Genomic DNA, 13,773 nt, shown 5'->3' with positions numbered 1-13,773 from the left:
GCTACTCGCGCTTTGTTTCTACTTCTATTGTAAGTAGCCTTAAAATTAATTACAATTATTTTCTCGAAAAATTATTTTATTTCTATTTATAACTAGTTTTTCTTCAACTCGGTTTTCCCTTCGTTAAGGCTACCCCTTGTTGTAGCCACTTCGAAATTTTGTCGTACTCTGATTGTAATTCCGAATACTTCATTTCTAGTTCATTATAGGCTTCAGTCAATTCTTCAAAACTAGATAACGCCAACTTTAAGTGACTGCGCATTAATTGTTTTGGACGCTTTCTGACACTGTTCAAAACCTGTCCATACTGTGCTCGCAATGTTTTATTCCATCGGAAGCCGCAAGCTTGCTTCGTCCGGTTTAACTCCTGTGCTGCCTGTTCAAAAGCTTCTAGTTGTGTACGTCCGTTTTGAACTGTTTGAATCACAATTTCAGCTAACTTTTCATCGTCTGCAATTGTCCATTGATCTTTCCTTCTTTTTTGCTCCACAGTTGCACCACCTCATATTTTTTACTACTATATGCCATGATGAACAAAATAGACTTAAAAACAAAAAAAGTTACGATAAAAATAGTTTTCATCGTAACTAGGGGAAGCTGATTTCTATTGCGGGTTGAGGCTTTTGTTCCTTTTGCTCAGTTGCCGGTGCTACTGAGGCATGAATCTGCTGCCCTCCTCTCCATTCCAATCAACGTACTTCCTATAAATTATTCTTTAAGCAGTCTGTTAACAAATTACTTTTTCTTCTCGAGGAAGTTCTGTACTGCAGTGTGGTGCGCTTCGGATTCCCACAGTTTTGCGCATAGTTTTATTTCTTCCATTACACGCTCATACATATTGCGCTCACGCCACTTTCGTAATTCAATTTCTTTATATGCCTGATGGACAGAAGGGTGGATTTTCGCCATGTGCTCTATAAAATCTGCGAGAGCCTGCTCTTTCGTCCCTTCAATATACACACGCATTGCCCAACCAATTTCATATAATGTTTGCGCGTCATAAGGCTTAGCATTAATCAGCATTTTTAATGCACGATCATGGCGCAGGCCGCGCTCAAATAAATAAGTACCGCCACCCCACCCGGATGTAATTGCCAGCGTTCCTTGGATAAAGCCGGCTTTTGCATGAGAAGAAATGAGGCGGAAATCGCAAGCCGTCGCTATTTCACAACCTCCTCCTACAGCCGCTCCATTTATTAAGGCAATTGTCGGTACTGGCAATGTCGCTAAATCATATAGAATATGCCCCATTTTACTCAGCATGCCAAACGCTTCTTCTTCTGTTTCCAAACTATGAAATTCCGACAAGTCCCCGCCCGAGCAAAATGATTTTTCTCCAGCGCCTGTAATAACTAAAAAGCGCACATCATTATGTTCTTTTATGTATGAAATAACTTCCTTTAATCCATCCATCACCGCATAGTTTATGGCATTTCGTTTTTCCTCGCGATTAATTGTAAATGTTAGAATCCCGTCTTCATTCTGAATTAAGTAATCCATTTGCCCATCCCCTTTAGTAATTATTTCAATATATCAAACTATTCTAATAATAGTTGACCACTATTGTTTTGACAATGTTTCTATGCAAAAACAGAAAAAAGACTAGTTAAGAGCCATGGTCTCTTAACTAGTCTTTATATAGCGCAAATACTGAATTATTTCGCTACTACTTCTTTACCTTTGTATTGTCCGCAAGCTTTGCAAACACGGTGAGATAGTTTAGCTTCTCCACAGTTTGGGCAAGCTACCATACCAGGTACAGATAGTTTGAAATGCGTACGACGCTTTCTTTTTGCAGTTTTAGAAGTTCTTCTAAATGGTACAGCCATTGATGGCACCTCCTTACAGATATTTATTCATCTGTTTGATCAAAATACTTAGCTAAAGCAGCCAGTCTTGGATCCAATTTTGGTTCGTCAACTTCCTTAGCATTTTCTACATCTTCATCCGTTGAATAGTCCCAGCCTTTACCGCCTTGCACTTGTCCTTCGGTATTCTCTTTGAATACTTGCATCGGTACTTCCAGAAGAATTAATTCCTCCAGGACTGGTTTCATATCAACAACGTCACCATCAACATAATGGAATTCGCTCTCAACATCCCCGCGATTTCTTTCATCGGTCCAGCTGAAAACTTCTACCGTTTCAATGTTCACAGGATATTCAACATCTTCCCACGTGCGTGCACATGGAAGCGTCAATGTAGTGCTAATCGTTAATTGACAAGTCATTTGCGATGCACCAAAAGTACAAAGCCCTTTTACATGAACGGGTGAAACGTTACGTATATCGGTGTTACGATTTTTTACTTCATCCAACTGAACAACTGTATCAATTGGCATTCCGTCTTTTCGAAACTTTGATAATTGATGAATTGACCATTTCATTCGTTAATCACCTCGAGACAACACTGTTTATTATATAGCCCATAAAAAAAGATGTCAAGATAATTTCTTGTCACTATTACAAAACGTGCTTATAATCAAATTAATTCTAACATATTGCATAGTTACATTCATTTCGAACGTATTGATGCGAACAAAAAACTATTTTAGCGTAAGGGGGAAGTTTATGCAAGCCGTCGGTATAGTTGTTGAATATAATCCGTTTCACAATGGCCATCTGCATCACGTAAATGAAGCAAAACGCACAACGAACAGTGATGTTGCGGTTGCTGTTATGAGCGGTCAATTTTTACAGCGAGGAGAGCCCGCACTCGTCGACAAATGGCATCGGACAAAGATGGCACTCGCAAGCGAAGTTGACATTGTAATCGAACTTCCTTATATTTTCAGTACCGCTCAGGCAACTGGTTTTGCTTCTGGTGCTGTCCAACTATTGGAAGCAATGCAGTGCACGACATTGGCATTCGGGAGCGAACAAGGAAGCATCACGCCGTTTCTAAACACTTTTCACTTAATCGAAAGCAATCGGACGCTCTATAACGCCATCATTAAAGAAACAATTCAGCAAGGCAAAAGCTACCCGCAAGCTCTTTTTGCGGCATATGAACAGCTTAAACAACTTTTCCCGAATGCATACATTGATTTAGGGCAACCAAATAATATATTAGGCTTCCATTATGTTGAAGCAATGGAGCAGCTTCAGACAGTTATGAGACCTGCTACCATTCAGCGAATTGCCGCGGGATATCATGATGCAATTGACACAGACAGTGAAATTGCCAGTGCTACCGGGATTCGTCAGGCATTGTTTAGCGGCCAGTCGCTTGAACAGGTAACACAGTATTTACCCGAAGCAAGTATTGAGCAGCTTGGTCACTGGCAGGCAGAACATGGGCGTTTTGCAAGCTGGGAAAGCTTTTGGCCACTTTTACAGTATGCTATTTTAAGACATACTCCACAGCAGTTGAAACAGTATGCAGACGTATCAGAAGGGCTTGAAAACTCGCTTATTAAATATGCAAGATCAAGTTCGAACTTTGTGGAATTTATGAATGCGATGAAATCGAAACGTTATACATGGACAAGACTCCAGCGAATGTTGACACATATTTATACCGGAGTCACGAAAGAACAGCTGCATGCTTATTCCAGCCCTACATATATTCGGATATTGGGCATGACATCAGCAGGGCAGCAATATATTTCACGTATTAAAAAGTCCCTTTCATTGCCGCTCATCAGCCGGGTTGCAGCTGTCAGTGATCCAATATTGGCCATCGATCTGCATGCAACCCAAATGTACCAATTAGGCATCCAGCAATTTTCAAATAAAAAAATAGACGAAGATTATAAAACTCCGCCTATTCGCTATTAATTTTTCGGTTGTAGTTGATCTAAATAATTTAAGGCATTATCAATTGTTTTGACAGGAACAACTTTTATGTCCGAATTAATGGCTTTTGCTGTTTGAGCTGCCACCTCATAATTTGAAGTAATGCTTGGGTTATACTCAAGCATTTCTTTTGTTATTTCATCATCAGGGGCAAAGAAAATATCGACACCTTCTTTATCAGCAGAAACAACCTTTTTCTCAATACCGCCAATTCGGCCTACCGTTCCATCCTCCAGCATTTCACCGGTACCTGCAATTTCATAGCCTTTTGTCAGATCTTCATCGATTAGCTGATTTAACAGCTCTAATGTAAACATTAACCCGGCAGACGGTCCGCCAATATCTTCTGTTTTCACAGTCACTTTTGGATCGGTTTTGATTGATTTACTTTCGGAATAGGTGATACCTATGCCAAAACGCCCTTCAGAGCCTGGTATTTCTTTAATCTCCAGCGTTTCATCAATGAGCTTTCCATCCCGTTTTACAACTAGATTAATTTTATCTCCCTTTACTTTCGGTGTAATGATGGTAACGAACGTTTCCAAACTATCAATACGCTCATTATCCACTTCCACAATCTCATCTCCCGGCTTTAGATGCCCGTCAGCAGCACCTTCTGCAAGAACATTCAATACATAAAGTCCTTTGTAGGTCACCTGATAATCAAGCCCCGCTCGATTGAACGCTACATACGTTGCATTAAACTGGGAGTCCGTCATATATTTCAATTGACGAACATTATATTCTTCGTCATCCTCTTCTTCTTGTCGCACATCTGTTAATTTTACAATATCATAATAATCCGCGACAGCTGCCATCGCATAAGTTAACGGGGTTGCCTGCCCCATTGCAACGGTCGTCATATAAAAAGAACCTTCATCGTCCGGATCCCCATTCTGAATCGCCAGAAAATCGCTTACATTATATGTACCACCCGGTTTTGTAATATAATAATCCAACCTATAAAAAGACAAACCCATTAATATAACTAAAAACAGGCCGAATGCTATTTTTCCTTTATTCCCCATGTATTTAAACTCCTCTATAATTAATCAATTTCGCATTGGCGCAATTGTATCAGGACCAATTTTTGTAAGCCGTGATCAAATAACAAAGACGATTTAATGTCAAAATTCGTTCCTTTAAAATTATGTTCCGGCTAGTTGAAATACTAATTTAATCTTCAATTGCATACAATTAGTGTAGCATTTGAACGAGCGAATGACAAAATATTGAAAAGGATGAAGAATATTTGGACAATCCTTTTATGCATCACATTAATTAGTTTATTATTATTCTTTCCGGAAATGACACATGTAGGCGCAGACATTGGTGTATCGCTTTTTATGGAAGCTTTATTCCCCTATTTACTGCCGTATTTAGTGTTAACAACATGGCTTTTAAAATTGACGCATTCTTACAACAGTGCGCCATTTATCGTTTTTTTGCAAACTTACGGAATTAGTGCCGTCGGAGGGTACCCTACAGGTGCTGCCACAATTACGCAACTCGTGAAACGTAATTCAATCACAAAGCAGCAGGCTGCCTATTTGCTCGGTATTTGCCATTGTCCAAGTCCGCTTTTTTTATTCGGCTTTGTCGGAAGCGACTTATTAAATTCTACAACATTCAGCTGGCAATATTTAATATTACTACATAGCTTTTCATTCATTTTATTGGTTGCCGTATATTTAATTTGCCCTCCGCTTTCAAAAGAAGTGCATAAAGCACCAAAAGATCCGACACCTTTTACGTCAAGTATTAAGGAAAGTGCTCCGACAATATTAATTGTTGCAACAACAATCATTTTTTTTACGACGATTTACCAAGTGTTTCTACATAGTGTCGAAGTTGTTTTCGATTCAATTCCTACCTATTTAGAAATTGGAATTGCCAGCTTTCTTGAAGTGACGAACGGATTACATTTGCTTCACCAGCAGCTCTATGGCGACATGCTTATTTTTTTCACAGTTGTATTCTTGACGACTCAAAGTTTAAGTATTCATCTGCAAGTAATCGTAATCGCCCGCTCTGCTAATATTGCAATTCGTCCGTATATTTTCATACGTATTGTGTACAGTATCGTCATCCCAATATTATTTTTCCTGCTGTTTTTATAAGAGAGGGGTTTTATTATCTTCCGGCGATTTCCTTTATGAAAAAAGAGCTTCTGTGTAAGGATTTTTCCTTACACAGAAGCTCTTTTTTATTTAGTGAATTTTTCTTTTAGTGCCTGTTCGACGATGGCTGGTACGAGTTCACTTACATTTCCTCCGTATTTGGCTACTTCTTTGACGATGCTTGAACTTAAAAATGAATACTGATTTTTTGACATGATGAAGAATGTCTCGATATTTTCATCAAGCACTCGGTTCATCGAAGTAATCTGCATTTCATATTCAAAGTCGGAAACGGCACGTAAGCCACGTACAATGGCTTTCGCCTTCTTTTCACGGGCATAATCGATCAGCAGTCCCGAAGAAGTTTCGATTCGAATATTCGGCAAATCTTTTGTTACTTCTTTGATTAAGGCTGTACGCTCTTCAATTGAAAATAGTGGTTTTTTTGATGAGTTATTTAATACTGCGACATATACTGTGTCAAAAACATCGGCTGCCCGACGAATGATGTCAATATGACCATTCGTAATCGGATCAAAACTTCCAGGTACTACTGCGATTTTTTCTGTCAAACGATTTCTCCCTCTTCCTCTACATGACGATAAATAGAAATGATCGTACTGCCGTATTCTTCTTGTCTTATTAGGTGAAAGCGGCCGTAGTTTTCCGGCAATGTAACTTCTGTAGAATGTTCACACATAATGATGGCATCTTGGGCCAACTTTCCGCCTTCAACAAGTGTTTCGACTAAGTCATAATATTCTTTTTTGTGATATGGCGGATCCAAAAATAAATAGTCAATGACAATATCTCTTTTTAATAAGGCTTTCACCGCACGCATCGCATCTGTACGGAAAAGTTCAGATACATCCTCATAACGGCATTTTTTTATATTTTCCTGAAGCACTTGGAAAGCACGGGCATCTTTCTCGATAAACAGCGCATGATCTGCCCCGCGACTTAGTGTTTCGATACCAAGACCGCCGCTCCCTGCAAATAAATCAACCGCCAAACCGCCATTAAAGAATGGGCCGATCATATTAAAAATGGATTCCTTGACTTTATCTGTTGTCGGTCGTGTTGTATTTCCCGCAATTGCCTTTAATGGCATCCCTTTTCTGTCTCCTGCGACAACGCGCATGATTTCCACCAAACTTTCCTACTAAATCATCTAACATTTTTAAGGAGCCGAAATATTAATTCGGTCCTCCGTTTTTTCAATTTCAACTATAAACAAACGCTGCAACCATGATTCCTCTATGAAATATTGGCCAGCTACTTGTTTAACCGGTAAAGATACCGTGTCATAGCGTCGCTGATTAAATACATAAAAACCCGGTTCATTCGGAAATCTGAATTCACGTGTTTCACTTACTACATAATACCCATGTTTTCCTATACTTACATCATAACCGATCGATTCCAGCAGTATATCTGCCCCGTACAATACTTCACCATCTTTTAAGACGACTTGAACGGCAGGCTGCTTTTCCGAATTGATATATAGTTGACGCGGGTCATTATATAGAAACGGATAGGACTTTTCTGATTGTGCATTCATCGAAATATATTTCGTAGAAGCATCCAATACTTCAGACAACTCCTTGTCGAGCAATTCTCCGCTGATTGTTTTACCTTCCAGTGCCCTTAAACGTTCTTGCCACTCCTTCAGTTGCCCATCCGTTAGTTGGCCAGTAATTGTTGCAGCGACTTCTTTTGTTTTCTCGTCGCCAAATACAGTACCCGTTAAAAAGGATGCCAGTAATTCTTTCAGCCAATGTGGACTGTTACCAAAATCATAGGTTGCTTCCAGTTGTGTAAGCAGGACATTTTGTTGCACCTTTGCCACTGTCACATTTGGTACAAAAATCATACGGAACCCATCGACACCATCTGTATTTGTTCCATTAACGATGGCAAGATGTTCATTGCTTAAAAAATTAACTTTTTCAAGCTTTTCATAAAATGCAGCTTTCAATGGGGTTCTTGAATAAATAGAGACAGCACCCATTTCATTTTGCAGCGCAAAGTCTCCATCTTGCCAAAACAGATCTTTCACTGGGCCTTCCCCACTGAACATGGAATAGTTGACAAGTGATAAATTTTGCTCACCGATTAATGGCAAACCCGTTACCCACTGTCCTTTCACATCTTTTTCTGTGGAAATATGAACCGTAGAAAACTGAACATCACCGTTTTTTAATGTAGCAAATACATTTTTCATAAGCTGACGAGACTGTAAGCCGTCCTTTAATGGAATGACATAGGAAATCGATTGTGCCCTCGTTTCTCCAGCTTTAAACTTCGTGGAGTCTTCACTTAGTCGAGCACAGCTATGTTCATTTTCTATAAAACAATCAGGATTGATGGAAGCTTTCGGCCATTCAATCGTCAATTCTTCATTCGGTAAATTTTTAAAATGCTGACGAATATCCAAGCTTTCGTCTCGGTACGCAATTTCAATTTCCTGAGAATAACGATAGCCTTTTTCAGCTGAATCCACTTCCTCCGAATAAACTTGGAACTGCATAAAAAGTATAGTTCCGATTAGTATCGTTAAAAATGAAAAAATACTAACGGCAATTTTCAAGTGCCTGACCTCCTGCATCATGTTACTATTATAAAGAAAGGATGTGCTAAAAAAATGATTCAACAATTTATCGAACTCGGTCAAGGCTATGGCGATATATATGAGCTTTGCGAACTGGTCAAAACAAATGAGCATCGATTCCATAACGCATTTATTTTCACTGCAACTCATGATGGCAATTCAGTCGCTTCACTAGCCGTGGCGTTTAAACCATCAGGTGAAAGCAAATTTATGCCAATATATATTTGCCGCGAAGGGATTCCATATAACGAGGAAAAACTGTCAAAGCGAATTGAGATATTTAAACAAACGATTCAAGATGTTAAGCAGCAAGAAAACATCCTTGAAATTAAACACTCATCTGTTTTTTCGGAAAAAAATCAATATTATCAATACTTAATTGGTATTTTGAGATTAAACCGATACATACCACCTATGCAATAAAAGAAAAATTATAAACCTATTTTATAGTCGTATTCTTTAGCCTTATCCGGCTTTGCATTTTCAAATTCATTTTTAACAAATGGACGGTATGATTCCACAACGTCTTTCACAAATGGAAGGCGTTGTATTTTATTTTTCAATGTTTCGATCTCGTCCCGATTACAATAAATTACAACATATTTTAATCTCCTGGAGATGAAATTTACGTGACCATACTTCCTTAACGACTTCGCATGTTTTAATTGATGAACGTATATAATTAAACCTTGTCTTTCATTCATGGAAAACTCCCCGTTTCTTCATAAAAATATTTATATTCAGCCAAATCATGCAACAAATTCCTTTAAATTACCTCAGTTTCAAGCCGTCTTTTTCACTAAAAGCATACCAAATGTGCAAATTGTTAGCAACAGAGTTTAGACAGTTCCACTTCTTTTCCGTTATAATGGAAAATAGTAGAGTGAGATATACACTTCATACTATTTCAAGCTTTTTACACTCATTTATTGCACATAGCTTTCAACGAAACAATGTACGGTTAGAGGAGGACGAATTTAATGGGTAAGAAGACAAAAGTAGCTTTAGCAATCGCGGCGGCTAGTGCCGCGGCATGGGCAGGAACAAAAGCGATTTCAAAGCCGCAAAAACGTGAATCAAAAGAAGCATTACAATTTGAACGTCCAATTATTATCGCACAACATGGAGGCGCGGGTCTGGCACCTGAACATTCGTTACTTGCTTTTGAACGAGCAGCGGAAATCGGTGTGGATGGCTTTACAGTAAGTGTCCGCCTTTCAAAAGATGAAGAAATTATCGCTTTTCATGATGCAACGGTAGACCGCACAACTAATGGCTCTGGCTTTATTAAAGATTTTACATTCGAACAATTAAAAGAACTCAATATCGGCTATAACTTTGAAGATTTAGAAGGTGCTTTCCCATACAGAGAACAGCATGTACTGGCCGTGACATTACGCCAATTAATTGAAACATATCCAGATAAACTATTTATCGTAAACATCCAAGATAGTCCAGACACATATGAAGGTAGTTTAATGCCTTCTAAACTATGGCGGTTAATCGAAGAATTGAATATTCAATATCAAGTGATTGTGACAAGTCCTTATAGCGAACAAATCGACCGCTTCAATCTGTATGCACAAAACCGCATCGCTCTTGGTGCCGGTGAAGGCGACATCAAAAAAGCAATGACTTCATTTACAAGTCAATTCGGTCATTTGTATCATCCAAAAGTCGACTTGTTCATCGTGCCATTAAAACAGGGTGTTTTCAATTATGATTCACCGCGCTTTGTTAAGTTTTTATCGGAACTTAATGTGCCGACGATCTACAGCGACATTGATGATCTTGTAACAATGAACCGTGTCATCCGACAAGGAGCAATGGGTATCGTGACAAACCGTCCGGATATCGCAGAAGTGCTCATCCAAAAAGTATCGCAATAACCAAGGACTAAAGCGCCCGTTTAACTCCGAGTGGGCAAAACACCCACATCCTTGTTGCATGCCCCCAATGACTCACATCGTGTGAGCCCAAGCCATTGGAAGAGCCTACGCAAAAGTAAACGTTCCACCACTTTTGCACGGAGGGGCCTCGTGCGAGGAGTTGGCGCTTTAGCTTAGACGGCAACCATAACAAAAGCTCCCGAAATTTTCGGGAGCTCTTTTTATTTCATTAAGCTGAACACGAACAACCGCCACCTGTACCGCATCCACTGCCACAAGAAGAACTGCTGGCGAAAAATGGATTGCTTACCGGAACTTTTACAGCTTCCGAAACGGAATGGCCAATGAGCAGGCTGATTTCATCGAGAAGATCCTGAAAATCATTTTCCGCGACCTTCAGTGCTGCGATTTGTTCATTCATATCGATCAGACGCTTTTCTGTTCGAATTTTTTTCATAATTATATTGTAATCAGGATGATATTTGCCAAAGCGTTGTACATCCTCATATTGGTCTTTTAATCGTTGAAAGGCCATAATTTGTGCGCTTAATTCCGCATCCTCGTAGACTGCCTTTTTCGCAAGACGAAGGTTTTCGGCTTGCTCAGAGGAAAGGATCATCGCATTTAATTCATCGACCTCATCTAAAATAAAAACCCAATCAGAAGTCATGAGCATTGTTTATTCCTCCAATCTCACTTTATCATAACAGAATTGAAGGGAAAATCAATGATTGTTCAACCTACGTTTTTCCAATTGTCTTATCATTTCCCGAACAAATACTAAATCGGAAAAGTATTTTTGTTTATCTCCAATTTGCTGTGTTTTTTCATGACCTTTACCTAACAGTACGATTGTATCGCCTTTTTCCGCATAATTAAGTGCATGCTCAATGGCTTCTTTTCGGTTGAGGCACTCAATATACTCCTGTGTAGAAGAAAAGCCTTCGCGGATCTGTTTATTGATCTGCTGCGGATTTTCGTTACGGGCATTATCGGTCGTTAAAATAATATAATCCGCATAAATTGATGCAATCATTCCCATTTTTGGACGTTTTGCCTTGTCTCGGTTACCGCCGCAACTAAACATGACAATTAATCGGCGCTTTGTATGTTTTTTCAATGTCTGTAAAATCATTTTCATCGCATCCGGTGTATGTGCATAATCGACGACGATCGATAAGCCTAACTGATTTTCCACATGCTCAAAACGACCTTCAGGCAATACTAAATTTCCGATTGTATTGCAGATGTCACTTAACGGAAAATCAAGTTGTGCAATACAGCTGATCGCTGCAAGCACATTGCTGCATTGATAGTCTCCCACTAACGGGATGTTCACTATATGCTTCTCTTTCTTATGCTGAATACAGCAAGTCGTTGATGCTGGTCCGTCAACTAGCGTTTGGAAAAAGTAGTCGACATGGCTCCCTTTGCCGAAAAAAATACGCTTGCCTTTTGTCGCTAAACCGATTGAACGACAAACACTGTCATCACTGTTTATAATATTTTTTTTCGCCAAAGTCGATAAAATCTGTTTGGATAGTTTGTAGCGTTCAAAACTACCATGGTCTTCAATATGATCTTCTGTCACATTCAAGAAAATACCGATATCAATATCACAATGATCCAGACGGTGCTTTTCCAGACCAATGGACGAAGCTTCCAGAACAACGTAAGGTACATCAAGACGGATTGCTTCTTTAAATAAAAATTGAATATTTTTCGCCTGTAATGTTGTTAGTGCTTCCATTTCCGGATAACATTTTTCCCGGTCGATAAAAACACCATTTGTCCCGATCACCATAGCGCGCTTATCCAACTGGTTTAAAATTTGTCCTATAAAATGTGTAACAGTTGTTTTGCCGTTTGTTCCCGTTACTGCGATTACGGTTAATGCTTCGGCAGGGAAATTATAAATTTTTGCACTTGCATAAGCAATAAAACTTAAACAGTTCGGTACCCAAATAATCGGTACAGGTAAATCCGCTTCATTAAAGTAATTTTCATCATCTACTACAATTGCTGCTGCGCCCTTTTCCAAAGCGCTATCAATATACGAAATACCACTCGAATTATTTCCCTTCCTGGCGATAAAAGCATCTCCAGGTAAAATAAGATTCGCATCGTCTTCCACTCTTTTTATTTCCACTCTAATGGAGCCCTTCATAGTGCACGGCCAGTCTTTAATTAATTCTCCAATTTGCACGGTTTCACTCCTTACCCTACTTTATGAAGACAAAAAAAAAACGCTACATTTCGCAGCGTTTAATTTTTAATTTATTTCATTTTTGTTTCACATACAGCTGAGTATAGTAATTCATAAAAGCTCCTGAACCGATATGCGTAAATTCCTCATCCATCAGCAATGTCCGATGCTCTTTGGAGTTCATCCAGCCATGAATTACCTCAATGGCATCTTTATAATTTGTTGCAACATTGACACCATGCCGCTCATAACTTTGCTGTACTTCATTCAACTGGTCTCCAATCGCATATTCATCATTTGTGATTTGAGAATCCATCATTTCCAAAAACATATGTTCACTATTATAATCCGCCAAGGAAGCGAGCGTGTCTGTAGGCAATAATTTCGGTAACCCATACTCTACGCGCAAGGAATTTGCCAAATCCGTCAATTGTCTCCGATTCGCCAAGTTGATGTCAATTTGCATATAGCTGGATGGCGTGCTTGCTTCATAGAGCTCCCCTATAAATTGCATTTCATATGGCTTATGTAATACGAGTGTTTCCCCATCCAGAAAACGGACACTGTGTAATTGATTCGTTTCATGATCTATGTATAATTGTGCATATAAATTATCATATTTTACTAAAATACGTTCATGTAAATCTTGTTCATTCATTGCAAATATATAAATATTATCACCGATTTCGACCGTTATCTCCTGCCCCAGTACTGTCGTACGATATATATCGTCCAGTGGCTCCCCGACTACAAACGGTGCAATATCGATTTCGCTATTATTTGTATAAATCTGATTTACCCGATTCCCCTTCATACTGACCATTAATAGTCCATTGTCTGTATCGTAAATCCACCATTCATATCCATATTCTGATGGATCGATTCGTTTTGGGGTACTGTATGTTTCCAATATTTCCTTCGATGTTTTTCCTATTAATGTAGAAATACCGGTAGCTGGCCGCGGAAGAAACTGTTCAGACGGCATAGAAGGTTCAAGTTCCACTACCGGTTTCGTAATGCTCGGCGGACCTTCCAATAATTCTGTTTGAGAGGACACTCCATTTGAATAATAAATAATAATCCCGATACAAGTAGCAATAATTAATATGCGAAATAAAACTTTCATTAAAATCCTCCAACATTATTTTCA

Annotated in this window: 16 protein-coding genes; 4 read left to right on the top strand and 12 right to left on the bottom strand. The window is 39.0% G+C overall.

What is annotated here, in order from left to right:
* Positions 1 to 103: 103 nt before the first annotated feature.
* The 4 genes from MHB58_RS04510 to MHB58_RS04495 all read right to left on the bottom strand — a co-directional run bounded on the left by MHB58_RS04510 (position 104) and on the right by MHB58_RS04495 (position 2,386).
* Entirely contained in the window at positions 104 to 490 is a 387-nt protein-coding gene (locus tag MHB58_RS04510; protein ID WP_008403412.1) for a transcriptional regulator, read from the bottom strand.
* 245 nt (positions 491 to 735) lie between these two features.
* Positions 736 to 1,500 carry an enoyl-CoA hydratase/isomerase family protein gene (locus MHB58_RS04505; RefSeq protein WP_340734768.1) on the bottom strand — a complete coding sequence of 255 codons (765 nt, stop codon included), beginning with the start codon at positions 1,498 to 1,500 and terminating at the stop codon, positions 736 to 738.
* Between the two features lie 155 nt (positions 1,501 to 1,655).
* Positions 1,656 to 1,829 carry a 50S ribosomal protein L32 gene (gene rpmF / locus MHB58_RS04500; RefSeq protein ID WP_008403415.1) on the bottom strand — a complete coding sequence of 58 codons (174 nt, stop codon included), beginning with the start codon at positions 1,827 to 1,829 and terminating at the stop codon, positions 1,656 to 1,658.
* A 23-nt stretch (positions 1,830 to 1,852) separates the two neighbouring features.
* A complete protein-coding gene (locus MHB58_RS04495; protein ID WP_340734767.1) occupies positions 1,853 to 2,386 on the bottom strand; it encodes a YceD family protein in 534 nt (177 codons plus the stop codon).
* 184 nt (positions 2,387 to 2,570) lie between these two features.
* Here MHB58_RS04495 and MHB58_RS04490 point away from each other — a divergent pair, with 184 nt between their 5' ends.
* Complete coding sequence (locus tag MHB58_RS04490) at positions 2,571 to 3,779, top strand: nucleotidyltransferase (protein ID WP_340734766.1); 1,209 nt, start codon at positions 2,571 to 2,573, stop codon at positions 3,777 to 3,779.
* Here the strand turns inward: MHB58_RS04490 and MHB58_RS04485 are convergent.
* A complete protein-coding gene (locus tag MHB58_RS04485) occupies positions 3,776 to 4,825 on the bottom strand; it encodes a SepM family pheromone-processing serine protease (RefSeq protein ID WP_340734765.1) in 1,050 nt (349 codons plus the stop codon). The genes MHB58_RS04490 and MHB58_RS04485 overlap by 4 nt on opposite strands.
* A 213-nt stretch (positions 4,826 to 5,038) precedes the next feature.
* Between MHB58_RS04485 and MHB58_RS04480 the strand changes: the two genes are divergently transcribed.
* Positions 5,039 to 5,917 carry a hypothetical protein gene (locus MHB58_RS04480; RefSeq protein WP_051032371.1) on the top strand — a complete coding sequence of 293 codons (879 nt, stop codon included), beginning with the start codon at positions 5,039 to 5,041 and terminating at the stop codon, positions 5,915 to 5,917.
* Positions 5,918 to 6,003: 86 nt separating this feature from the next.
* Here the strand turns inward: MHB58_RS04480 and coaD are convergent, their stop codons facing one another.
* Genes coaD through MHB58_RS04465 form a run of 3 tightly spaced genes read right to left on the bottom strand, consistent with a single transcriptional unit; the run spans position 6,004 to position 8,507 of the window.
* Positions 6,004 to 6,489 (bottom strand): pantetheine-phosphate adenylyltransferase, encoded by a 486-nt coding sequence (coaD, locus tag MHB58_RS04475; protein ID WP_340734764.1) that lies wholly within the window; start codon positions 6,487 to 6,489, stop codon positions 6,004 to 6,006.
* Positions 6,486 to 7,058, bottom strand: a complete 573-nt coding sequence (gene rsmD / locus MHB58_RS04470; RefSeq protein ID WP_340735890.1) for a 16S rRNA (guanine(966)-N(2))-methyltransferase RsmD — start codon at positions 7,056 to 7,058, stop codon at positions 6,486 to 6,488. Before rsmD ends, coaD begins: the two co-directional genes overlap by 4 nt.
* A 39-nt stretch (positions 7,059 to 7,097) precedes the next feature.
* The gene (locus tag MHB58_RS04465; protein ID WP_340734763.1) at positions 7,098 to 8,507 is read right to left on the bottom strand and encodes an RNA polymerase II; all 1,410 of its coding nucleotides are present in this window, start codon (positions 8,505 to 8,507) and stop codon (positions 7,098 to 7,100) included.
* 54 nt (positions 8,508 to 8,561) lie between these two features.
* Between MHB58_RS04465 and MHB58_RS04460 the strand changes: the two genes are divergently transcribed.
* Positions 8,562 to 8,951, top strand: coding sequence for a DUF7147 family protein (locus tag MHB58_RS04460; protein ID WP_008403429.1), 390 nt, complete (start codon positions 8,562 to 8,564; stop codon positions 8,949 to 8,951).
* 8 nt (positions 8,952 to 8,959) lie between these two features.
* Here the strand turns inward: MHB58_RS04460 and MHB58_RS04455 are convergent, their stop codons facing one another.
* Positions 8,960 to 9,232, bottom strand: coding sequence for a YlbG family protein (locus tag MHB58_RS04455; protein ID WP_008403430.1), 273 nt, complete (start codon positions 9,230 to 9,232; stop codon positions 8,960 to 8,962).
* 276 nt (positions 9,233 to 9,508) lie between these two features.
* On the opposite strand from MHB58_RS04455, the gene MHB58_RS04450 reads away from it, so the two are divergent.
* Positions 9,509 to 10,417 (top strand): glycerophosphodiester phosphodiesterase family protein, encoded by a 909-nt coding sequence (locus MHB58_RS04450; RefSeq protein WP_014824557.1) that lies wholly within the window; start codon positions 9,509 to 9,511, stop codon positions 10,415 to 10,417.
* 229 nt (positions 10,418 to 10,646) lie between these two features.
* Here MHB58_RS04450 and MHB58_RS04445 read toward each other — a convergent pair whose 3' ends face one another.
* The 3 genes from MHB58_RS04445 to MHB58_RS04435 all read right to left on the bottom strand — a co-directional run bounded on the left by MHB58_RS04445 (position 10,647) and on the right by MHB58_RS04435 (position 13,749).
* A complete protein-coding gene (locus MHB58_RS04445; protein ID WP_008403432.1) occupies positions 10,647 to 11,093 on the bottom strand; it encodes a YlbF family regulator in 447 nt (148 codons plus the stop codon).
* A gap of 48 nt (positions 11,094 to 11,141) precedes the next feature.
* Entirely contained in the window at positions 11,142 to 12,623 is a 1,482-nt protein-coding gene (locus MHB58_RS04440) for a UDP-N-acetylmuramoyl-L-alanyl-D-glutamate--2,6-diaminopimelate ligase (RefSeq protein ID WP_008403433.1), read from the bottom strand.
* 76 nt (positions 12,624 to 12,699) lie between these two features.
* Positions 12,700 to 13,749: a CAP domain-containing protein gene (locus MHB58_RS04435; protein WP_065216476.1), complete on the bottom strand. Its 1,050-nt coding sequence runs from the start codon at positions 13,747 to 13,749 to the stop codon at positions 12,700 to 12,702.
* Positions 13,750 to 13,773: the final 24 nt, after the last annotated feature.

The organism is Solibacillus sp. FSL K6-1554 (assembly GCF_038005185.1).
GTDB lineage: Bacteria > Bacillota > Bacilli > Bacillales_A > Planococcaceae > Solibacillus > Solibacillus silvestris.
This window is presented reverse-complemented; position numbering and strand designations above follow the sequence as displayed.

Excerpts from the sequence above, each read along its gene's own strand:
- MHB58_RS04505 (WP_340734768.1), bottom strand. The coding sequence starts at position 1,500 with ATGGATTACTTAATTCAGAATGAAGACGGGATTCTAACATTTACAATT.
- rpmF (WP_008403415.1), bottom strand. The coding sequence starts at position 1,829 with ATGGCTGTACCATTTAGAAGAACTTCTAAAACTGCAAAAAGAAAGCGT.
- MHB58_RS04495 (WP_340734767.1), bottom strand. The coding sequence starts at position 2,386 with ATGAAATGGTCAATTCATCAATTATCAAAGTTTCGAAAAGACGGAATG.
- MHB58_RS04490 (WP_340734766.1), top strand. The coding sequence starts at position 2,571 with ATGCAAGCCGTCGGTATAGTTGTTGAATATAATCCGTTTCACAATGGC.
- MHB58_RS04485 (WP_340734765.1), bottom strand. The coding sequence starts at position 4,825 with ATGGGGAATAAAGGAAAAATAGCATTCGGCCTGTTTTTAGTTATATTA.
- MHB58_RS04480 (WP_051032371.1), top strand. The coding sequence starts at position 5,039 with ATGAAGAATATTTGGACAATCCTTTTATGCATCACATTAATTAGTTTA.
- rsmD (WP_340735890.1), bottom strand. The coding sequence starts at position 7,058 with ATGCGCGTTGTCGCAGGAGACAGAAAAGGGATGCCATTAAAGGCAATT.
- MHB58_RS04460 (WP_008403429.1), top strand. The coding sequence starts at position 8,562 with ATGATTCAACAATTTATCGAACTCGGTCAAGGCTATGGCGATATATAT.
- MHB58_RS04455 (WP_008403430.1), bottom strand. The coding sequence starts at position 9,232 with ATGAATGAAAGACAAGGTTTAATTATATACGTTCATCAATTAAAACAT.
- MHB58_RS04450 (WP_014824557.1), top strand. The coding sequence starts at position 9,509 with ATGGGTAAGAAGACAAAAGTAGCTTTAGCAATCGCGGCGGCTAGTGCC.
- MHB58_RS04445 (WP_008403432.1), bottom strand. The coding sequence starts at position 11,093 with ATGCTCATGACTTCTGATTGGGTTTTTATTTTAGATGAGGTCGATGAA.
- MHB58_RS04435 (WP_065216476.1), bottom strand. The coding sequence starts at position 13,749 with ATGAAAGTTTTATTTCGCATATTAATTATTGCTACTTGTATCGGGATT.